General features: G+C 62.3%; 21 protein-coding genes. 13 read left to right on the top strand and 8 right to left on the bottom strand.

Annotation, left to right across the window (positions count from 1 at the left end):
* Positions 1-71 precede the first annotated feature (71 nt).
* From G9X67_RS24650 to G9X67_RS24605, 10 genes are all read left to right on the top strand, one after another.
* Complete coding sequence (locus G9X67_RS24650; protein WP_138332146.1) at positions 72-272, top strand: Flp family type IVb pilin; 201 nt, start codon at positions 72-74, stop codon at positions 270-272.
* 124 nt (positions 273-396) lie between these two features.
* Positions 397-909: a prepilin peptidase gene (locus G9X67_RS24645; protein WP_138332147.1), complete on the top strand. Its 513-nt coding sequence runs from the start codon at positions 397-399 to the stop codon at positions 907-909.
* Between the two features lie 110 nt (positions 910-1,019).
* Entirely contained in the window at positions 1,020-1,835 is an 816-nt protein-coding gene (gene cpaB / locus G9X67_RS24640; protein WP_138332148.1) for a Flp pilus assembly protein CpaB, read from the top strand.
* Between the two features lie 11 nt (positions 1,836-1,846).
* On the top strand, positions 1,847-3,346 hold the full coding sequence (locus tag G9X67_RS24635) for a type II and III secretion system protein family protein (RefSeq protein WP_171599908.1): 1,500 nt from the start codon (positions 1,847-1,849) through the stop codon (positions 3,344-3,346).
* Positions 3,343-4,095 (top strand): CpaD family pilus assembly protein, encoded by a 753-nt coding sequence (locus tag G9X67_RS24630; RefSeq protein ID WP_138388463.1) that lies wholly within the window; start codon positions 3,343-3,345, stop codon positions 4,093-4,095. The genes G9X67_RS24635 and G9X67_RS24630 overlap by 4 nt, the downstream gene beginning before the upstream one ends.
* 14 nt (positions 4,096-4,109) lie before the next feature.
* On the top strand, positions 4,110-5,387 hold the full coding sequence (locus G9X67_RS24625) for a CpaE family protein (protein ID WP_138332151.1): 1,278 nt from the start codon (positions 4,110-4,112) through the stop codon (positions 5,385-5,387).
* 133 nt (positions 5,388-5,520) lie between these two features.
* Complete coding sequence (locus G9X67_RS24620) at positions 5,521-6,996, top strand: CpaF family protein (protein ID WP_012759732.1); 1,476 nt, start codon at positions 5,521-5,523, stop codon at positions 6,994-6,996.
* 5 nt (positions 6,997-7,001) lie between these two features.
* The gene (locus G9X67_RS24615) at positions 7,002-8,009 is read left to right on the top strand and encodes a type II secretion system F family protein (protein ID WP_171599907.1); all 1,008 of its coding nucleotides are present in this window, start codon (positions 7,002-7,004) and stop codon (positions 8,007-8,009) included.
* Positions 8,010-8,024: 15 nt separating this feature from the next.
* Entirely contained in the window at positions 8,025-9,011 is a 987-nt protein-coding gene (locus G9X67_RS24610; RefSeq protein ID WP_138332153.1) for a type II secretion system F family protein, read from the top strand.
* 199 nt (positions 9,012-9,210) lie between these two features.
* Complete coding sequence (locus tag G9X67_RS24605; protein WP_138332154.1) at positions 9,211-9,843, top strand: LysE family translocator; 633 nt, start codon at positions 9,211-9,213, stop codon at positions 9,841-9,843.
* 46 nt (positions 9,844-9,889) lie between these two features.
* Here G9X67_RS24605 and G9X67_RS24600 read toward each other — a convergent pair whose 3' ends face one another.
* Positions 9,890-10,726: a tetratricopeptide repeat protein gene (locus G9X67_RS24600; RefSeq protein ID WP_171599906.1), complete on the bottom strand. Its 837-nt coding sequence runs from the start codon at positions 10,724-10,726 to the stop codon at positions 9,890-9,892.
* A 144-nt stretch (positions 10,727-10,870) separates the two neighbouring features.
* Between G9X67_RS24600 and G9X67_RS24595 the strand changes: the two genes are divergently transcribed.
* The 3 genes from G9X67_RS24595 to G9X67_RS24585 all read left to right on the top strand — a co-directional run bounded on the left by G9X67_RS24595 (position 10,871) and on the right by G9X67_RS24585 (position 13,660).
* A complete protein-coding gene (locus tag G9X67_RS24595) occupies positions 10,871-12,262 on the top strand; it encodes a M17 family metallopeptidase (RefSeq protein ID WP_138332156.1) in 1,392 nt (463 codons plus the stop codon).
* A gap of 178 nt (positions 12,263-12,440) precedes the next feature.
* Complete coding sequence (locus tag G9X67_RS24590; protein WP_064247479.1) at positions 12,441-12,791, top strand: MarR family winged helix-turn-helix transcriptional regulator; 351 nt, start codon at positions 12,441-12,443, stop codon at positions 12,789-12,791.
* An 11-nt stretch (positions 12,792-12,802) separates the two neighbouring features.
* Positions 12,803-13,660, top strand: coding sequence for an NlpC/P60 family protein (locus G9X67_RS24585; RefSeq protein ID WP_171599905.1), 858 nt, complete (start codon positions 12,803-12,805; stop codon positions 13,658-13,660).
* Here the strand turns inward: G9X67_RS24585 and G9X67_RS24580 are convergent, their stop codons facing one another.
* The 7 genes from G9X67_RS24580 to G9X67_RS24550 form a co-directional block, all read right to left on the bottom strand.
* Positions 13,661-15,052 (bottom strand): amidase, encoded by a 1,392-nt coding sequence (locus G9X67_RS24580; protein ID WP_138332158.1) that lies wholly within the window; start codon positions 15,050-15,052, stop codon positions 13,661-13,663.
* Between the two features lie 36 nt (positions 15,053-15,088).
* Entirely contained in the window at positions 15,089-15,952 is an 864-nt protein-coding gene (locus G9X67_RS24575) for an ABC transporter permease (protein WP_138388456.1), read from the bottom strand.
* A gap of 3 nt (positions 15,953-15,955) precedes the next feature.
* Positions 15,956-16,903 (bottom strand): ABC transporter permease, encoded by a 948-nt coding sequence (locus tag G9X67_RS24570; protein WP_138332160.1) that lies wholly within the window; start codon positions 16,901-16,903, stop codon positions 15,956-15,958.
* A 274-nt stretch (positions 16,904-17,177) separates the two neighbouring features.
* Positions 17,178-18,704, bottom strand: a complete 1,527-nt coding sequence (locus tag G9X67_RS24565) for an ABC transporter substrate-binding protein (RefSeq protein WP_171599904.1) — start codon at positions 18,702-18,704, stop codon at positions 17,178-17,180.
* A gap of 149 nt (positions 18,705-18,853) precedes the next feature.
* Complete coding sequence (locus G9X67_RS24560; protein WP_171599903.1) at positions 18,854-19,774, bottom strand: LysR substrate-binding domain-containing protein; 921 nt, start codon at positions 19,772-19,774, stop codon at positions 18,854-18,856.
* Between the two features lie 56 nt (positions 19,775-19,830).
* The gene (locus G9X67_RS24555) at positions 19,831-20,826 is read right to left on the bottom strand and encodes a P1 family peptidase (protein ID WP_138332163.1); all 996 of its coding nucleotides are present in this window, start codon (positions 20,824-20,826) and stop codon (positions 19,831-19,833) included.
* A 227-nt stretch (positions 20,827-21,053) separates the two neighbouring features.
* Positions 21,054-21,248, bottom strand: a complete 195-nt coding sequence (locus tag G9X67_RS24550) for a hypothetical protein (protein WP_003544544.1) — start codon at positions 21,246-21,248, stop codon at positions 21,054-21,056.
* Positions 21,249-21,624 lie beyond the last annotated feature (376 nt).

Below are 21,624 nucleotides of genomic sequence, written 5' to 3'. Positions count from 1 at the left end.
GGTTGCAGTCATCCGATCAACGGCAAACAGTTGGCGGACGTGCTGAACATCAACTGGAGTTAGGAGTTACCATGACCAAGCTTTTTAGCCGTTTTCTGAAGGACGAATCCGGCGCGACCGCAATCGAATACGGCCTGATCGCTGCTCTCATTTCCGTAGCGCTCATCACCGGCGCCACGACCCTCGGCGGCAAGATCGGCGACACATTCAACGGCTTGAGCAACAAGATGAATACGTCTGTCACCTCGGCCGAAAGCACGGCCGGCAACTGAGTCAGACACCGCCAAACGGCGTCTGGATAATGCCGGCTGGATTTGCTCCGGCCGAGCTATTGAGCGGGCTCACAGGCTAAACGGCTGTGAGCCTTTTCGCATCTCGTTACGATCGGGTATAGGCATGATCGCAGCCGCAGTCTTCGTGATACTGCCACTCTGCCTCGCCATGGCGGCGTTCTCGGATCTGTTCACCATGACGATCCCGAACCGCATTCCCGTGATCCTGATCGCCTCTTTCCTCGTCCTCGCGCCGTTCTCCGGCTTGGGGCTGGAAATGATCGGCATGCATCTTGCCGGCGCCGCCATCGTCTTCACCGCCTGCTTTGCACTTTTCGCCTTCAATGTGATGGGCGGCGGCGATGCCAAGCTGTTGAGCGCCACCGCGCTCTGGTTCGGTCTGAATGAATCCTTGCTTTTCCTGATGACCGATGTCGCCGCGATCGGCGGTCTCATCACCTTGCTCATCCTGCTGGTGAGAACGCAGTCCAATACCATCCTCGCCATCGGCCTGCCAGTACCGAACTCGGTTCTGCTTGCCAAGAAGATCCCCTACGGCATCGCGATTGCGATCGGCGGCTTCATGGCTTTTCCTTCTTCGCCGCTGTTCCTCGCCGCGCTGGAAAGCCTGAAATAACGGCATTTTAAATGCCCGTTAACTTAAAATCTAAGCATTCCATTAACCATAATTATACCAATTGCTGAGCATTCTACAGGGCGAACATATCGTGCCCCGAGGAATGATCGATGAAACCGGCCCGCCTTATAATCCTAGCTGTCGCCGTGGTGGCAGCCGGCCTTGCCGGCCTCCTGGCAATGCGCATGGCGGGCAGTGGCGGTGTCGTTACCCAGGTCCGCTCGGTTGTCGAGAAGGAACCGACCGTCAACGTTCTCGTCTCGAGTGGCAATCTGTCGGTCGGCGCAAGGCTGGACGACCAGTCGGTGCATTGGATGGCCTGGCCGCAGGGCGGCGTCGTTCCCGGCCTCATCACGGAAGCCGACAAGCCGGATGCGATCAAGGATCTGCAGGGCGCCGTTGTGCGTCTGCCGATCTTCGAAGGTGAACCGATCCGGCCGGAAAAGATCGCCGATTCCAGCAGCCGCATCCTCTCCTCGCTGTTGCCGGCCGGCAAGCGCGCCGTCGCGACCGAGATATCGGTGGCAACGGGTGCGGGCGGTTTCATCCTGCCGAACGATCGCGTCGACGTGATCATGGTCCGCAAGGGCGCTGAGGCCGACAAGCTCATCACCGAAACCGTGCTGAGCAATGTCCGCGTCCTCGCCATCGACCAACAGATCCAGGAAAAGGACGATGGCTCGAAGTCGGTGGTCGGCACGACCGCGACGCTCGAGCTCACGCCCGACCAAACGAAGGTTCTTGCCGTCGCCCAGCAGATGGCGGACCGGCTGTCGCTCGCGCTGCGCTCGGTCGCCGATGCGCAGGAGCAGGATACCAGCGCCGCAGACTATCTGCTGAGCGGCGACAACGGCAGTGCGATCATCCAGGTCATCAAATCGGGCGCCATCGTCACGGATGCCGGCGCCGCGCCGAAGGCGGAGTAAGGGACGTGCAAATGGGAAATTTAACGCGGCGCGCCGGACCTCTCCTGATAGGCTGTCTTTCTCTGGCAATCGGCCTCTCCGGTATAGTGCCGGTATCTTTCGTCCCGCTTTTCGGGGCAGGCGAGGCGCGCGCCGATTCCGATAGCCTGGTCCGGATCTCGCAGACCGGCTCCAATGCCCATCGTCGGCTGAAGCTCGGGCTCAACAAGGCCGTCGTCGTCGATCTGCCGGAGGATGCGCATGATATCCTCGTCTCCGATCCGACCATGGCCGATGCCGTGACCCGCACCTCGCGGCGCATCTACCTGTTCGGCAAGAAGGTCGGCCAGACGAATATCTTCGTCTTCGGCGCCGGTGGACAGGAGATCGTCAATCTCGACATCGAGATCGAGCGCGACGTCTCCGGCCTCGAAGTCAATCTCCGCCGCTTCATTCGCGACTCCAACATCAACGTCGAAATCGTCTCCGACAACATCGTGCTGACCGGCACGGTGCGCACGCCGCAGGATGCCACACAGGCGGCCGATCTGGCGCAGGTATTCCTCAAGGGCGGCGAAGCGACGACCAGAACCGAAACGGCATCCGGCACCGGCGGCGACAGCTCGGTGGCGCTCTTTGCCGAAGGTCGCCAGAGCTCGCAGGTCGTCAACCTTCTCCAGATCGAGGGCGAGGACCAGGTCACCCTCAAGGTGACGATCGCCGAGGTTCGCCGCGAGGTGCTGAAGCAGCTCGGTTTCGACAATCTGGTTTCCAATTCCTCCGGCATGACGGTCGCCCAACTCGGCAGTCCGAACGCCGACAGCGCGGCATCGACGGTCGGCGGCGGCTTGGCGGCGCTCTTCAAGAGCTCGATCGGCAAATACGACATTTCGACCTACCTCAATGCGCTGGAACAGGCCAAGGTCGTCAAGACGCTCGCCGAACCGACGCTGACGGCGATATCGGGTCAGGCCGCGACCTTCAATTCCGGTGGCCAGCAGCTTTATTCGACGACCGACAACGACGGCAACGTCACCGTCGTCCCGTTCAACTACGGTATCAACCTCGCCTTCAAACCGGTCGTGCTGTCATCGGGACGCATCAGCCTGCAGATCAAAACCAATGTCTCCGAACCGGTGGCCGGCAGCGGCAACGCCACCTATCAGCGCCGCTCGGCGGAGACCTCGGTGGAGCTGCCTTCGGGCGGTTCGATCGCGCTCGCCGGCCTTATCCGCGACAATGTTTCCCAGACGATGGGCGGCACGCCCGGCGTTTCGAAGATCCCGCTGCTAGGGACCCTCTTCCGCCAGAAGGGGTTCGAGCGTCAGGAAACCGAACTCGTCATCATCGCAACGCCCTATCTGGTGCGCCCGGTGGCGCGCAACCAGCTCAACCGGCCGGACGACAATTTCAGCCCTGAGAACGACGGTGCAACCTTCTTCCTCAACCGTGTCAACAAGGTCTATGGCCGCCGCGAGGCGCCCGTTGCCGATGCGCAGTTCCACGGCTCGATCGGGTTCATTTACAAATGAGCGGGGCGCGAGCGGCAGCGATGGCAGAAAACAGAGATCAGGCGATGGCCCATATGAATGCGACGACACCCCGCCTCGGAAACTCGAAGGCGCTTTTTGCCACGGTCGCCATGTCGGTGGCGATACTTTCCGGATGCGCCGGCCCGCATGACCAACTGACGACCGGCGGCATTCCGGACGATTACCGTGCCCGCCACCCGATCATCGTGACGGAAGCGGAGCAGACGGTGGATATACCTGTTGCCTCCACCGATCGCCGCCTGACCATCGCCCAGCGCGATCTCATCCGCGGCTTTGCCGCAAACTATATCTCGCGCGCCTCGGGCCCGGTTTACGTGCTGTCGCCACAAGGCTCGCCCAATTCGGCGGCCGCCTATCAGCTGCGCAATCAGGTTCGTGCCGAGCTGACATCGAGGGGGATTGCAAGCTCGAAAATCGTCAACACCTCCTATGCCGCCGTCGGTCCCGGTGATGCGGCGCCCATCCGGCTGAGCTTTACCGGCACCACCGCGGTCACCACGCAATGCGGTCAGTGGCCAAAGGACATATCGAACGATTTGACCAACCAGAACTACTATAATTTCGGCTGCGCCTCGCAGAACAACCTTGCCGCCCAGATCGCCAATCCGGAAGATCTGGTGGCGCCCCGCGGTATGACTCCGATCGATGCGCAGCGGCGCAACAATGCGATCCAGGAATACCGGACAACAACGACGACGATCGAAGATGCTGGCGACAGCGGATTCTGAGGCGGAACGGAACGATGAGCGCGATCGAATACGAAATCAGGAATCCCAGCGAGCTTCGCAACGCCGAGGAGGCGGTGCGCATGGCGGATCTGGAAAGCATGCGGCCGCTGCCGCGCATCTCCGTCCATGCTTTCTGCGAGAGCGAGGCCCTGCAACAAGTCATGGAACGCTGCGCCAATGATCGGCGCGTCGCGAAGGTCAGCATGCGCATCACCAGCGGCGGCATCGCCGCTGCCGCCAATATGTTTTCCGGCGCCCCGACGCCGAACCTCATCATCCTTGAGACCAAGGCGAATGCCGCGAATCTGCTCGGCGAACTCGCGCCGCTCGCCGCCGTCTGCGATCCGACGACCAAGGTCGTCATTATCGGCTATTACAACGATATCGGGCTTTATCGCGAGCTTATCCGCAACGGCATTTCCGAATATATGGTCCAGCCCGTCGCCATGCCCGATATCCTTACGGCGATGGCCTCGATCTTTGTCGATCCGGACGCCGAGCCGCTCGGCCGCAGCATCGCCTTCATCGGCTCGAAGGGCGGCACCGGCGCTTCGACCATCGCGCATAATTGCGCCTTCGGCATTTCCAATCTCTTCTCTACCGAGACGATCCTCGCCGATCTCGACCTGCCTTTTGGCACGGCGAATATCGACTTCGACCAGGATCCGGCCCAGGGCATCGCCGAAGCGGTCTTCGCACCCGATCGTCTCGACGAGGTCTTCCTCGACCGCCTGCTGACGAAATGCTCCGAGCATCTGTCGCTGCTTGCCGCACCCTCGCTGCTCGACCGTGCCTATGATTTCGACGGCCAGGCCTTCCAGCCGGTGCTCGATGTCCTGCAGCGCAGCGCGCCCGTCACCGTGCTCGACGTTCCGCATGCATGGTCGGAATGGACGCGCTCGGTGCTGTCGAGCGTCGACGAGGTGGTTATCGCAGCGGTTCCCGATCTCGCCAATCTGCGCAACGCCAAGAACATGCTGGACGCGCTGCGCAAGATGCGGCCGAACGACAGGCCGCCGCATCTCATCCTCAATCAGGTCGGGATGCCGAAACGGCCGGAGATTTCGCCGTCGGATTTCTGTGAGCCGCTGGAGATCGATCCGATCGCGATCATCCCCTTCGACATCAATCTTTTCGGCAACGCCGCCAACAGCGGCCGGATGATTTCCGAAGTCGACCCGAAGTCGCCGACAGCGGAAACCTTTTCGCAGATATCGCATATCGTCACCGGCCGTGTCGCGATCAAGAAGGCGAAGAAGGGCGGCCTGCTAGGCCTCCTGAAGCGCAAGTAGACGATGAGCAATTCCAGCAAAAGCGGGCAGCGGTTTTGCCTCCGGAATTGCGTGAAAACAAAAAGATAGAGCATTTCCGTGGCTCGGGAGAGATCGGGAAATGCTCTAGAACGAGCAGATTGGATCGAGTGGCATGTTTGGAAAACGCGGAAATGAAGGTTCCGGAAAGGTGGGAGGGGCGATTGCTCCTCCGCCGCCGGCTCCGGCGGCCGCCCCTGCGGCCTCTTCCCCCTCCATTCTGGTCGAACCCTCGCGCGAGTCCGCACGCCAGCAGGTGACGCCACCGCCGATGCAGACGCCGCAGCGCAAGCGCCCGGCCCGCACCGATGAATATTACGACACCAAGGCGCAGGTCTTTTCCGCGCTGATCGACACGATCGATCTCTCGCAACTTTCCAAGCTCGACGGCGAAAGCGCGCGCGAGGAAATCCGCGACATCGTCAACGACATCATCACCATCAAGAACTTTGCGATGTCGATCTCCGAGCAGGAAGAACTGCTCGAGGATATCTGCAACGACGTCCTCGGCTACGGCCCGCTGGAGCCGTTGCTGGCGCGCGACGACATCGCCGACATCATGGTCAACGGCGCCGGCCAGACTTTCATCGAAGTCGGCGGCAAGACGATCGAATCCGAGATTCGCTTCCGCGACAATGCACAGCTTCTCTCGATCTGCCAGCGCATCGTCAGCCAGGTCGGCCGCCGCGTCGACGAATCGAGCCCGATCTGCGACGCCCGTCTGCCGGACGGTTCGCGCGTCAACGTCATCGCGCCGCCGCTGTCGATCGACGGGCCGGCGCTCACCATCCGCAAGTTCAAGAAGGACAAGCTGACGCTCGATCAGCTCGTCCGTTTCGGTGCGATCACGCCGGAAGGCGCAACCGTGCTGCAGATCATCGGGCGCGTGCGCTGCAATGTCGTCATTTCCGGCGGCACCGGCTCGGGCAAGACGACGCTTCTGAACTGCCTCACCAACTATATCGACAGGGACGAACGCGTCATCACCTGCGAGGATACCGCCGAACTGCAGCTGCAGCAGCCGCACGTCGTCCGTCTCGAAACGCGCCCGCCGAATATCGAAGGCGAGGGCGAGATCACCATGCGCGATCTGGTCAAGAATTGCCTGCGTATGCGTCCCGAGCGCATCATCGTCGGCGAAGTGCGCGGACCGGAAGTCTTCGATCTGCTGCAGGCGATGAACACCGGTCACGACGGCTCGATGGGCACCATCCACGCCAATACGCCGCGCGAATGCCTGAGCCGTATCGAATCGATGATCGCCATGGGCGGCTTTACCCTGCCGGCAAAGACGGTGCGCGAGATCATTTCCAGCTCGGTCGATGTCGTCATTCAGGCGGCACGCCTTCGCGATGGTTCACGCCGCATCACCCAGATCACCGAGGTGATCGGCATGGAAGGCGACGTCATCATCACCCAGGATCTGATGCGCTACGAGATCGATGGCGAGGATGCGAATGGCCGCCTGATCGGCCGGCACATGTCGACCGGCGTCGGCAAGCCGCATTTCTGGGATCGCGCCCGCTACTTCAACGAGGAAAAGCGTCTTGCCGCCGCCCTCGACGCGATGGAAGCGAAAACGAAGGAATAGGCGAGATGTTCGGGTTCGATCCGATAGTGCTGGCAATCGTCGTCCTCGCCGCCGTCTCCGCGGCGGCGGTCGCCTATGCCCTGTTGTTTTCGAAGATCGAGGCCGACAAGAAATCGGCAAGCCGCATCAATCGCGTCAAATCGGCCGAAAGCGACCGGGTCAAGGTCAAGGCCGCCCGTGACCGCGTGCAAGAGCTGTCGAAGCGCCGCAAATCCGTGCAGGACAATCTGAAGGATCTGGAAAAGCGCCAGCACGAAAAGACCAAGAAGACCGTGTCGATGAAATCGCGGCTGGTGCAGGCCGGCCTGACGATCACAGCGGCGAAATTCTATCTCATCAGCGCCGTCTTCGCCTCCGTGCTGCTGCTTGTCGCCTTGGTCGTCGGCGCATCGTTGATGGTCATGGTCGGTATCGCTGTCGTTGCCGGTCTCGGTCTGCCGCGTTGGGTCGTCGGCTTCCTGATCAAACGCCGCCAGACCAAATTTTTGAACGAGTTCCCCAATGCGCTTGACGTCATCACGCGCTCGATCAAATCAGGCCTGCCGCTCAACGATGCGATCCGCCTTATCGCGACCGAAGGCACCGAACCTGTCAAGAGCGAGTTCTTGCGGGTGATCGAGGCTCAGCAGGTAGGCCTCAGCATTCCCGACGCCTGCGCCCGCATGACGATCCACATGCCGCTCCAGGAAGTCAACTTCTTCGCCATCGTCATCGCCATCCAGTCGCAGGCCGGCGGCAATCTGTCGGAAGCGATCGGCAACCTCTCCAAGGTGCTGCGCGAGCGCAGGAAGATGAAGGCCAAGGTCCAGGCGCTCTCGATGGAAGCCAAGGCGTCGGCCGTCATCATCGGGGCTCTGCCCTTCATCGTCGCGACCCTCGTCTACATGACGTCGCCGAATTACATGATGATCCTTTTCACCGATCCGCGCGGTCATTTCATTATGGGTGTCTCGGCAATCTGGATGTCGATCGGCATCTTCGTCATGCGCAACATGGTCAATTTTGACATCTAGCAGGAAGGAAGCACCATGTCGCAGGATCTTGCCGCAACGCTGACCAATCCGAGCATGCTGATTGCCCTTCTCGTCGCGATCGCCGTCTTCGCCACTTTTTACACGATTGCCGTTCCCTTCTTCGAGCGCGGCGATCTGAACAAGCGCATGAAGGCTGTTTCCACAGAGCGCGAGCAGATCCGTGCCCGCGAACGCGCCCGCATGAACACGGAAACCGGCGCCGGCAAGGCCTCGCTCAGGAGCCAGAATAACCGCTCGGTCCGTCAGATCGTCGAGCGCTTCAACCTGCGCAAGGCGCTGGTCGACGAAAACACGGTCAACAAGCTGCGTGCCGCCGGTTTCCGTTCGGAGAATGCGCTGAATACCTTCCTGGTGGCGCGTTTCCTGCTGCCTTTCCTTTTCCTGGCGCTAGCTGCCTTCTGGGTCTTCGGCCTCGGCAATCTCGCCGAAAAGGGCACGCCGATCCGCCTCTTCGCCGTCATCGGCGTCGGTTATCTCGGCTTCTACGCACCGAACATCTATATCTCCAACCGCATGGGCAAGCGCCAGCACTCGATCAAGCGTGCCTGGCCGGATGCGCTGGATCTGATGCTGATCTGCGTCGAGTCCGGTATCTCGATCGAGGCCGCGATGCGCCGTGTGTCGGAAGAACTCGGCGAACAGTCGCCGGCGCTCGCCGAGGAGATGGTGCTGACCACGGCCGAACTCTCCTTCCTGCCGGATCGCCGCGCGGCGCTCGAAAATCTTGCCACGCGCACCCAGATCGAGTTGGTGCGTTCGGTAACTCAGGCGCTGATCCAGGCCGATCGCTACGGCACGCCGGTCGCGCAGGCGTTGCGCGTTCTCGCCCAGGAAGGACGCGACGAGCGTATGAACGAGGCGGAAAAGAAGGCGGCCGCGCTGCCGCCGAAACTGACGGTGCCGATGATCCTGTTCTTCCTGCCGGTGCTGATCGCCGTCATTCTCGGTCCGGCCGGCATTCAGGTGGCAGACAAGTTCTGACGGTTGCCCCGGCCCGGAAAGCGGATGCCGCTTTCTGCAGAAGACGATGTTGCCTCAAAGACCATTGATCCGATCTGCAGCCTTCAATCACGCGTGACCGCCGCTGGCATAGCTGGTAAACGGGATCGACAACCATTGGCAAGCGCGCGGATGCAGCCGCAATGCCCCTGGCGCTCGTTCAATCCAAGAGAGGTTTCCGATGTCTTCTGCCGGCATTTTCATCAGCATCATGGCAGCCTTGGCCGTCGGCGCGATGAGCCCCGGCCCGAGCTTCGTCGTCGTCTCCAGGATCGCTATCTCGCGTTCAAGGCTGGATGGCCTTGCGGCCGCACTCGGCATGGGCGCCGGCGGTGTCGTTTTTGCCGTGCTGGCGCTTGCCGGGCTGACGGCGCTGCTGTCTCAGTTCGAATGGCTCTATGTCCTGCTGAAGGTCGCAGGCGGCGCCTATCTCGTCTATATCGCGGTCAATATCTGGAGGAGCGCCGGTCAGCCGCTCGAAGTCTCTGACGCCGTCAACGGCAACCGCGCGCTGAGATTGAGCTTCATGACTGCGCTGCTGACCCAGATCAGCAACCCGAAAACCATCATCGTCTATGCCAGCCTCTTTGCGGCACTCCTGCCGAGGACGGTGCCGCTCGATCTCATCGTCGCGCTGCCGCTCGGCGTCTTTGCCGTGGAGGCCGGGTGGTATTCGATCGTGGCCTTCGCCTTTTCGGCCCGCCATCCGCGGCGTCTCTATCTTGCCGCCAAGGGCTGGATCGACCGGGCCGCCGGTGCCGTCATGGGCGGCCTGGGTTTGCGTCTCATTCTTTCAGGCCTGAGCGCCCGCTAAGATCAGGACCTCTCCGAAAGCGTAGCCTTTCGACGACATGATTCGGTCAGTTGGTGCTGCTGTCGCCTGCTCCTTGCGGCGTCTTGTCCTTGGCGGCGAGTTTCTGCCAGGAATTCTGCTGCGAGAGCATGCCTCTGAGATAGGCGACATTGGCATCGGCCTGCTGCGGCGAAAGTTCGCGCCTAGCGATCTGTTCGGCTTCCGGGAAACGCCCCTGCAGACCGACGACCAGGGCAAGGTTCTGCCTGACGCGGCTGTCGGCGGTCGGCTGGTTGGCGGCGGAGCGCAGGTAGGTTTCGGCCGTGCGCAGATCGCCGGTCAGCACGTAGGACATGCCGAGGTTGGAAAGGATGGAGGGCTCGTTCGGCTGGATGTCGAGCGCGTCGCGGTAGCGCTGCCGGGCATCGCTTGCTCGACCCATCTGGTCGAGGATAGCGCCTTGGGCCGAGATCAGCTTCCAGTCCGGACGGTCCGGCGTCTGGGCGCGGCCGATCGTGTCGAGCGCCTGCTGAAACTGGCCGGCCGCCGCCTGCGCCTTGCCGTAGGCGGCCAGCACGTTGCGGTCGCCGGGATTGGCGATCGCCACCTGCTGCATGACGGCGAGCGCCTGCGTGTCGCGACCGTTCATGCGCAGCAGATTGGCGTAGTTGACGCCGGTGACGGGATCGCGCGGGTTCTTTTCATAGGCCTGGCCGAGCCGGTCCGTCGCCGAGCGCAGCTCGGTCGCGTCCATCTCTTCGACCGGCTTGGTGAGTTTCGGTACCGAGCCCGTTGTCATCCGGTCCTTGGTCGTCGAGCAACCGGCAAGTGCCAGGACCAGCAGCGATGCCGCAGCGCCCTGCAGGATACGATTCGTGAATGTGGTGGTGAGCGAGGCAGGCATGGCGCGTTCCTGGATTCCGAAATCGGCGCCTGACCTCGAAGCGGAACAGGGAAAGGTTTGACGCGTAATCTTCGCTCCAGCAATAGTCTGTTAACCCTAACAGACCGTTAAGGAACGATTCCTTGCGACCGCCGAAGGACAATCATGGCCCCCTATCAGTTTATCGAGAGACCGACTCCTTTCAACACGAAGGGCGGTTCGACGCTGCCGATCTTTGCCGTTACGCCTGCCCATATCGAGACCGGCACGATCGATCCGATCGCGCTCAATTGGGCGCGCAGGGCAGGCTACAAGGCCGAAAGCGGGTCGCTGCTGCTGATTCCGACGGCCGAAGGCCATCTCGGCGGCGCGCTTTACGGCCTCGGCACCAATCCATCGGAGCAGCCTTACATTACCGGCAGGCTCGCCCGTGCGCTGCCGGCCGGCGACTGGCACATTGAGACCGCGCCGCTGACGGCAAATCGCCTGGCCCTCGGCTTTGGGCTCGGCAGCTACCGTTTCGACCGTTACAAATCCGAAAAATCGCCGGCGGCGACGCTGATGATCCCCCGCGATGCCGACGCCGCCGACATCAAGCGCCAGCTTGCCGGCGTCTTTCTCGCCCGCGACCTGATCAATACGCCGACGAATGACATGGGGCCGAACCAGCTCGAGGCCGTTTTCCGTGGCCTGGCCGAACATTACAAGGCGGAGATATCGGTTATATCGGGCGACGATCTGCTCAAGCAGAACTTCCCGCTGGTCCATACCGTCGGCCGCGCCAGCGCCGATGCGCCGCGCCTTCTCGAGTTGCGCTGGGGCAAGAAGGGCCATCGCAAGGTGACGCTCGTCGGCAAGGGCGTCTGCTTCGACACCGGCGGTCTCGACATCAAGCCTGCCGCCTCCATGCTGCTGATGAAGAAGGACATGGGCGGGGCGGCGAATGTCATGGGGCTTGCCCTGATGATCATGGACGCCAAGCTGAAGGTCGACCTGCGCGTCATCGTCCCTGTCGTAGAAAACGCGATCTCGTCCAATGCCTTCCGGCCCGGCGACATCTATCGGAGCCGCAAAGGCCTGACCGTCCAGATCGACAATACCGACGCCGAAGGCCGTTTGATCCTTGCCGATGCGCTTGCCTATGCCGACGAGGAAGAGCCCGATCTGCTGATCGACATGGCGACGCTGACCGGCGCTGCCCGCGTTGCCCTTGGCCCGGATCTCCCGCCCTTCTTCACCGATGACGCCAATCTGGCGCATGACCTGACCGAAGCGAGCCTGGAAACCGACGATCCGATCTGGCGCCTGCCGCTCTATTCCGGCTACGAAAAGGATATCCGCACCAAATTCGCCGACCTTACCAATGCACCCGCCGGCGGCATGGCGGGGGCGATTACCGCAGCCCTCTTCCTTAAGCGTTTCGTCAGCAAGGCGAAGAGCTGGGCGCATTTCGACATTTACGGCTGGGCTCAAGCCGAACGACCACATTCGCCGGGCGGCGGCGAGGCACAGGCGATCCGCGCGCTCTTTCACCATATCCGCGAAAGCTTGCGCTGACGCCCTGTCAGAAATAAGCGTTGAGGCGCATCGCATGATCTCTGTTCACGCACTGCGCCTCGCTGCCGATCGTTAGAATTTTATTCACCCTGCCGGGCGGCAATTTCCAGCGCCTCTTGCATGTGCATGGCAACTACCGGAAAATGAAACGTTAGCGTAACGATCTTCCGGAGGGGCCGTGCCGATCGAACTGACCGCCTCGCAGGCGCTGGGGCTCTGGCATGGCGCGGCGCTCGATCAGGTCCGCCACGACGATCGCGATTTGACGTTGCGCCAGATGGCGATCCTGCTGCATATTTATCTGGTGCCGCCGCCGCACACGGTGCGCGGGCTTGCCGCCACGCTTGAGGTCACCAAGCCGGTCATTACCCGCGCCTTGGACACGATGGGCGAGATGGGCCTGGTCGATCGCGTGCGCGACGATGCCGACCGGCGCAACGTGATCATCAAGCGCACCGTCGGCGGCGCGCTTTACCTGGAAAAGCTCGGCGATCTCATCCGAGATCAGGCCCGCCGGCTGCCGATCTGAAAGGAATGCGAATGACGATGCTCGACCGCCGCCTGCATGCCTACAGACCTGATCTCGCGGAAGCGGGGCTCGAAGGCAAGGTCGAGGCGCCGCGTTTTACGGAAGGCACCCCGGCCCGCGTCGCCGTTCCGGTCCTGGCCGTGCGCCCTGAACCGGACCTTGCCCGCGGCATCGATACGGAACTGCTTCTCGGCGAGGATGTGACGGTTTTCGATCGCGCCGACGGCTGGTGCTGGGTGAAGGCGGCCTCGGACGGTTATGTCGGTTATGTCGCGGCGGACGCGCTCTTAGAAAGCAGCCCGGCGCCGACTCATATCGTCACCGTCCAGCGCACCTTCCTCTATCCCGAACCGGAACTGCGCAAGCCCCACCAGGCGATCCTGTCGATGGGAAGCCGCGTTCATGTCGCCGGCGAGGCGGAAGCGCGCGGCAATCGCTACGTCGTGCTCGAGGACGGAACGGCGATCTTTGCCAAGCACGTCCAGCCGATCGGCGCTCTCGATGGCGCCGATTACGTGGAGATCGTCGCCCGTTTCCTGGAAACGCCCTACCTCTGGGGCGGACGTTCCGGCCTCGGTATCGATTGCTCCGGCCTCGTCCAGCTGGCGATGCTGATGACGGGCAGAGCCGCGCCGCGCGATGCCGACCTGCAGGCGGCAGGTCTCGGCCAGCCGATCGCTCGCTCCGAAGTCCGCCGCGGCGACCTGGTATTCTGGAAGGGTCATGTCGCCGTCTTCGAAGATCAGGAAACCATTCTGCACGCCAACGGCCATAGCATGACGGTAGCGCGCGAGAATTTCGAGGCCGCGGTCGAGCGCATCGGTTGGCTCTACGAGCAACCCACCGGCTATCGCCGCCCGATCAGCTGATCAGCCGATCGGAGGCTGCGGCCACGATCTCACTCCACCCGTCCAATCCTCGAAGGCCTTCGACAGTCTGAGCACCCGCATGTCGTCGAAGCGCGGCCCGACGATCTGCAACCCGATCGGCATGCCCGAGCGGGAGAAACCGCAATTGATCGAGGCGGCCGGCTGCTCCGACATGTTCCACGGCACCGTGAAACCGATATGTTCGAACGGCAGGGCCGGATCATTGGTCGGAGATGCCCATTCGGCCGGATAGGAGATGATCGGATTGGTCGGCGAAAGCAGGGCGTCGACCTCGGTGAACAGCCGTCCGCAGCTCTTGCGCATCTCGATCGTCTGGTTGAAGCCTCTGACCGCATCGATGCCGCGGATGTCGGCGCCGCCCTTCGCCCAATCCCTGATATAAGGCAGGATGCTGTTGCGCCTGTTGTCGTCGAGATCGGCGATATCGCCCCAGAGCCGGGATCGCCAGAAATTGTCGAGCCCATCCAGCATCGCGCGTGTCAGCACTGGCTGGACCGATAGAATCGACGCGCCGGCCGCCTCGAATTGTTTCGCCGCCGTTTCGACCGCGGCCCTGATCTCGTCGTCCACCGCAAGCCCGCAGCCGGCATCGAGCATCAACCCGATCTTCATGCCCGACAGGTCGATGTCGAGATCCATCCAGTTGAAATCGTTCGGCGGCAGGCTGGTGCCGTCGCGCCAGTCCGGCCGTGACAGCGTCGCCATCGAAAAGGCCGCATCCTCGACCGTGCGCGCCATCGGCCCGACGCAGCGCCCGACATAATAGGGATCGGCCGGAATGCGTCCATGGCTCGGTTTGAAGCCGAAGATGCCGGTCCAGCCGGCGGGAAGGCGCACCGAGCCGCCGATATCGGTGCCGATATGCAGCGGCCCGTAGCCGGCCGCCGCCGCCGCGGAAGCCCCAGCACTCGATCCGCCGGGATTCTGTGTGGTGTTCCAGGGATTGCGGCTGAGAGGATGAAAGCTCGAAAGTCCGGAGGAAAGCATGCCGTAATCGGGGCAGGTGGTCTTGGCGAAGATCACCGCGCCGTCTTCCCGCAGCCGCGCGGCGGCCGGTGCGTCGGCCTCTGCCGGCTTCAGTTCCACTGCCCTCGTGCCTGATGGCACCGGCTGGCCCTTCGTGGCGATCAGTTCCTTCAGCGTCACCGGGATGCCGTCCAGGGCGCCGAACGTTTCTCCCTTCGCCCAGCGCTCCGTCGACGCTTTCGCCTGGGCGCGCGCCGATTCCGGATCGTAGAGGTAGAGCGCCGAAATCGACGGCTCCCAGGCGGCGATATGGTCTTCGAGGGCGAGCCAGTAGTCGAGAGGGGAGAGGCTTTTATCGGCGAAGCGCTGCCTGAGTTCGCGGATGGTAAGATCGGTTTCGGTCATGGCATGGTCTTTCGGGCTTTTCGTCTTGGGAGGACATCAGCGGCTCGCCTCGCGCGGGTCGAGCAGATCGCGCAGACCGTCGCCGAGCATGTTGAAGCCGAAGACGGTGAGCGCGATGGCAAGGCCGGGCAGGATCGCCAGCCAGGGGGCGAGCGCCAGATAGGTTTGCGCATCGGCAAGCATCCGGCCCCAGGTCGGCGCCGGCGGCGCCATGCCGAGTCCGAGGAAGCTGAGACCCGCTTCGGTCAGGATCGCCAGCCCCAGCTGAATCGCGCCATGCACGATGATCTGGCTGGCGATATTCGGCAGCACATGGCGCAGCGAAATGGTCAGGCGCGTATTGCCGATCGCGCGCGCCGCCGTCACATAGTCGCGGCTCCAGGCCTGCAGCGAAGTCGCGAGTGTGACGCGGGCAAAGACCGGGATCATGAAGACGGCGATTGCGGTGATCGCGGTGAACCGCCCTGGCCCGAGAAAGGCGCCGAGCACCATGGCCGACAGGATCGGCGGCAGCGCGAAGATGACGTCGCAAATGCGCATCAGCAGCGCTTCGAAGGGACCGCGGATTGCCGCCGCCGAAATGCCTGATATCGAGCCGAGCGTCCCGCCGATCGTAACCGCTGTGATGGCGATCGACAGCGAATTCCAGCAGCCCGCCATCAGCATCGAAAGCACATCGCGGCCGAACTGGTCCGTGCCGAGCAGACCGAAGGCAAGCGGCGGCTGCAATTTGTGGATGATCTGCATTTTAGCCGGCGGCAGCGGCGTCCAGACGAGCGACAGCAGCGCAACGGTGGTGAGCAGGCCGATGATCACAGCTCCTGAAATCAGATTCATTCGCCGGCTAAGTATAAAGACCCGACGGCGGCTGGCAATTGCGGTGGATGCGATCGGTGCCATGCGTCAGGCCGCCTTTCTCATCCTGGGATCGATCGCCAGATAAGAGAGATCGACAATGAAATTCATCACGATGACCAGGCCTGCGAAGAACAGCACGACATCCTGCATCACGATGATGTCGCGCTGGGAGAGCGCCTGAAGCGCGAGCCGTCCGAGGCCGGGCAGGTTGAAGACGTTTTCCACCAGCACCGCGCCGGCGACGAGAAAGGTGAATTGCAACCCGATCATCGTCAGGATCGGGATCAGCGCATTCGGCACGATATGGCGCCAAAGCACCGCACTGCGTGACAGCCCTTTGGCGACCGCGGTGCGGGCAAAATCCTCGTGCATCGTGTCAAGCACAGCCGAGCGCGCCACCCGCGTCAACACGCCCGCCTGCGGCATCGCTAGCGCGACGGCGGGCATAACCAGCGCCTGCAATGCCGGCATCAGACCGGAGCTCCAGCCCGGGAAGCCGCCGGCCGGCATCAGCCCGAGCATCGTCGAAAACAGGATGATCAACAGCAGCGCCACCCAGAAGGCGGGCACGGCGATGCTGATCTGCGAAAACAGCGTCGCGATGACGTCGAAGATACCGCCGCGGCGCGAGGCGGCCAGCACGCCGAGCGGCAGGGCAATCGCCACCGAAAGCACGATCGCCATCAGCGCCAGCGGCAGTGTTACCGCCAGCCGCTCGACGATCAATCCTGCCACCGGCACGCCATAGGTCAGGGAATTGCCGAGATCGCCGGAGAGCACGCCGGCCAACCATTGCCCGTAGCGCAGCAACAGCGGCTGGTCGAGGCCGAGACTGTCACGGAGCGCTGCAAGGGTTTCCGGTGTTGCCGAGGTGCCGAGCATGATCGAGGCGGGATCGCCGGGCAGAAGGTCCATGACGGCGAAGATCAGCAGCGAGACGACGACGAGCGTGACGATGAGACCGGCGAAGCGGCGGGCGAGGAGTGGGATCATGCGTGCCACGCTTTCGATGTGGAACGGCGGCTTCCCCGCACTCCCTCATTCCTGTGCTCGTCACAGGAATCCAGCCACGGCGCGTCTGCGCCGTGAATAACTCTCATGCGATGAGTAGGTGCTTCTCCCGCGCCCAAAGACTTGGGCGCACTGGATTCCTGTGACAAGCACAGGAATGAGGGAGCGAGAGGTTCGCGTGAGTCGACCATATCCGACTGTTCTGCTTCCGGCGCCAAGGCCATCACCTCATCACATCGCGCCTGACCTAACCCTCTCACTCGTCCCAGGAAACACCAGACAGCACGTTGGAAGGGATCGGCTCGTTCTCCCACAGGCCCTTCAGCTTTTTGTCCCAGACGCCGAGTTTCGGCATAACGAAGAGGTAGAGCGCCGGCACGTCCTCGGCGAGGATCTTCTGCGCTTCGCCATAGATCGCATTCTGCGCGGCAGGATCGGCCGTCTCCTGGACCTCCTTCATCAGCGCGTTGAAAGCAGGGTTCTTGTAATTGAAATAATAGGGATCGCGGGCATAGATGTCGATGTCGAGCGGCTCGGCATGGGCGACGATTGTCATGTCGAAGTTGCGGTCCTTCATGATGTCCTGGACCCATTTCGCCGGAAATTCAGTCGGCTCGATATTCATCGTCACGCCGATCTCGGCAAACATTGCCTGTATCACTTGGGCGCTGCGCGGCGCATAGGCCATCTGTGGCGATTTGATCGTGAAGGTGAAGCCGTTGGGGTAGCCGGCTTCGGTGAGCAACGCCTTCGCCTTTTCGACGTCGTAGGGCAGCACGCCAGTCATGTCCTGGTAACCCGGATCGTTCGGCGTGTAGTGGCTGCCGATCGGTGTGCCGAGGCCGGACCACGCGCCGTCGATCACCGTCTTGCGGTCGATCGCCATCATCAGCGCCTGGCGGACACGCTTGTCGTCGAAGGGCTTCTTGGCATTGTTCATGCCGGCAACGACCTTGAGTTCGGTATTGCCGATCTTGGTGACGAGCCTCGCATCGCCGTCGAACGAACTCATCAGCTCGGGTGCTGCAAATTCCGGAAAGGCATCGAGGTCGCCGGATTTCAGCGCTGCCGCCTGCGCCTGCGGATCGGCAATGAAGCGGAAGGTTACCTTGTCGAGCTTGGCGGCCGCATCCTTGTTCCAGTAATCGGCATTCTTTTCCAGTTCGACCTTGTCGCCCTTCGCCCAGCTGGCGAATTTGAAGGGACCGGTACCTACAGGCGTCGTCTTGTCGCCGGCCGCCGTCTTCGGTGCGACCATCACCGAGGCTGGCCAGCCGAGCCAGTAGATCAGGCTGCCGGTCGGGGCCGAGAGATGCAGCACCAGCGTTTCGGCATCGGGCGTATCGATCGAGGCGATCGAGACGAAAAAGCGCTTCTGCGGATTGACCGAATCGGCGCCGCGGGCGCGGTCGAGCGAAAACTTGGCGCTCGCGGCATCGAAGGCCTCGCCGTCATGGAATTTGACGCCGGTCTGCAGCTTGAACGTATAGGTCAGGCCATCGGGAGAGATCTCCCAGCTTTTTGCCAGCTGCGGCTGGATCTTACCGGCCTGGTCGATCGTCACCAAGCCCTCGAACACGTTCTGCCAGGTCACCTGGCCGATTGCGACCGGTGCTGCGATCGTTGGGTCGAGACCGGTCGGCTCGACGCTCATGCCGAGATTGAGCGTGGTCTTCGCCGCCTCGGCCGGCGTCATCGCCGTCATCACCAGGCCGGCCGAAAGTGCGGCACCGAGCGAAAGCCGCCGGACGAAACGCGAAGGCGCAAACGAAAGTTTGATCATCATGTCCCCTGTCTGGCCATGCTCGATGGGCGAAGGCCTTTTGCGAATAACGTGGCATTATGCCAGTGCACACACAACGACGATTTTGTGTGCTCAGTGTAGCCAAAAAAGCTACACCTGAAATTCGTGGGCAATGCAAGCTTGAAGCGTCAGTCTTTCGTCTCGCTCCGGCGGTTCGTGCGCTCACGCATGAACCTCTCGATGAAGTCGAGCAGTTTCGTCGCGGCGAAGGACAGCTGCCGGTCCGGCGCGACGCAGAGATCGACATGGGTGCGGATGCCGGTTTTGCCGGCCAGTGGAATGGCAAGGAGCTGACCCGCCTCGATCTCGCGGCGGACGGTTAGCGCCGGCAGCAGCGTGACCGCAGCCCCGCTGAGCACGAGTTCCTTCAGCATTTCGAGCGAGCTGGTGACGAAGACGGGATCGAGGCTCAACCCTTCCTTCTCGAACAGCGCGTCGAAGGCCTGGCGGAAACCGAAGGATTGATCCGGCAGCGCCAATGCGTAGTCGGCAAGCGTCCTCAGCGGGATCTCGGCATGGGCGGCGGCCGGGTGCTGCGGCGTGGCGATGAGATCATAGGCGATCTCGGAGCGCAGCCGTACCTTGGTGCCGGACATCGGAGGCGCAAACAGCGTCACCGCAATATCCGCCTCGGCGCTGTTGACGGCATCGACCGCCTGCCGCGCGCTGGTGATCGTCACAGCAAAACGCAGCTTCGGATATTTCAGGCTGAATTCGGCAAGCGCCGGCGCCAGCAGATTGGCGACGGTCGCCCCATTGGCATAGATGCTGACGCGGCCGCGCTGCAAGCCCTTGAGGTCTTCGATCAGCTGCTGCACATGATCGAGCTCGCGCAGCGTCCGCCCGGCGCGGGCTGCAAGCAGCTCGCCGGCGGCCGTCAGCTTGACGCCACGGGCGCTGCGTTCGACGAGCGGCGCGCCGAAATGATATTCGAGGTTCTCGATCTGCCGGCTGATCGCCGTCGGCGCGACATTGAGGTTCTCGGCCGCCTGGCGCATCGAATTGGTCCTGACCAGCTCGTCGAAATACATCAGCGCCCGGATCTGCATTCACGTCTCTCCGCCATTCGGCATATTAGATCTTTAGAGAGTCTGACCCTATTCAATCAACCGCTGCTCGGATAGCGGTCGCGCCATGCCTTTTGCGCGCCCTCGACCGGCAGCGCGGTCGCAGCGTAGACGCCACGGGCGATCGCCCGCGCCATGACGATGGTCGCAAGGTGGCACAGCTCCATCAGGCTGGCCATGTCGTCTCTTCGATGCCTGGCCGTCGAAGCGGCAAAGACGGTATCGCCGTCGAGCGGCAGGTGCGCCGGCAGCAGTGCCCTGGCAAGGCCGTCATGGCCGGCGAGCGATAGCCGGTGCGCCTCGGCCTTCGTCAGCTGCGCATCGGTCACCACAGCGCCGATCGTCGTTGCCGGCGTGTTCATGCCCTTGAGCCGCATCCTATGGTCGGCCACCGCAGGCATGCCGAGCCCGCCGAATTCCGCGTCTTTTTCAAAGGGTGCCGCCCAGAAATGCGGCCCGTCGCCGATCGTTGCCGAACCCAGCGCATTGACGGCGACGATCGCCGCGATACGATGCCCGGCGCTGCTGACCGCGCTGGCCGAGCCGAGCCCACCCTTGACGGTGGCCGTCGTCGCCCCCGTCCCGGCACCTGTCGTGCCGAGCGCGAATGTGCCTTTGGCCGCGGCCTGCAGTGCCGTATAACCCATGTCGCGATAGGGCGAGTGAAGGCCCCAATCCTTGTCGCCGCCGTTCAGCAGGTCCATCAGGATCGCCTGCGGCACGATCGGAATGCGCACCGACCCGACGGTAAAGCCGCGGCCGAGTTCGCGCAGGCCCGCCTGCACGCCGCCGGCGGCATCCAGCCCGAAGGCCGAGCCGCCGGAAAGCGCGAAGGCATCAACGGCATTGACGGTCATCGATGGATCGAGCAGGCCGGTGTCGCGCCCGCCGGGCGCACCGCCGAGCACCGTGCCGGATGCGACGGCCGGTTCGTCGAAGACGATGACCGTGACGCCGGAACCGAGCGCAAGGTCGGTTGCATGGCCGACGGAAACGCCTTCGATATCGGTGATGAGGTTGAGAAGATCGGGCAAGGGCGGATCCTTATGCGGAAAGGCGGCCGGTAGGACTGTACTGCATAATTCCTTAAATCGGAATCGATTTAAGGATAAAATTATGCAGCAATTCAAAGTGTTACAGCGCCGCGCGTCTGATATAGACGCGCGGCGCTGTAATGCCCTCAAAAAACAAGACCGGCCCCATTTGGCGGGACCGGTCGGACATCGGGAAAAGCCGTGAATTCTAATCGCGGCCTCATGCCTCAGGCATGAAGCGGCTTCGGATGACGGCGGGTCATCAGGTCATGGATGGCCAGCCGCACCTCGTCCGGCGAGCCGAAACGCTGCTCGTCGAGGTCGTGGACATGAAATTTCACGGCGATGAACTTCAGCCGGTCTTCATCGGGAATAACGATCCCGACGGGAACGCCTGCATATTCGATAACTTGCTTCTTCATAGATAGAACTCCTGCCGCGCGATATGCGCAGCCATGGCGAATTGACTTGTCTGGTACCGTTGAAAGGAGGACGAACGTCACATTCGACAGTTCGGGCGGGAGAGGGCGCCCGGACGGTCATTGCCAAGCACAGATCGCCCAAGGAGATCGGCGAGAATATCGATGTCTATCATGCTCGTTCCTTGTGTTGGCGTTGCACTTGAGGGGTCCCGGTAGAGCCCGGGGCCGGTGAAGGCTGCGTTCGATAATCTACTAACTTGGTAGAGATTACCCGGTAGCCTGTCAGAAACATATTCCGAAACGTGTCAAAATATCGACCATCCGAAAAAATTAATTCCGTCGTAGCCCGAACTTACAGAAAGAAACATATCAGCTC

It is taken from the genome of Rhizobium sp. WYCCWR 11152 (genome assembly GCF_013087615.1).
GTDB lineage: Bacteria > Pseudomonadota > Alphaproteobacteria > Rhizobiales > Rhizobiaceae > Rhizobium > Rhizobium indicum.
This window is presented reverse-complemented; position numbering and strand designations above follow the sequence as displayed.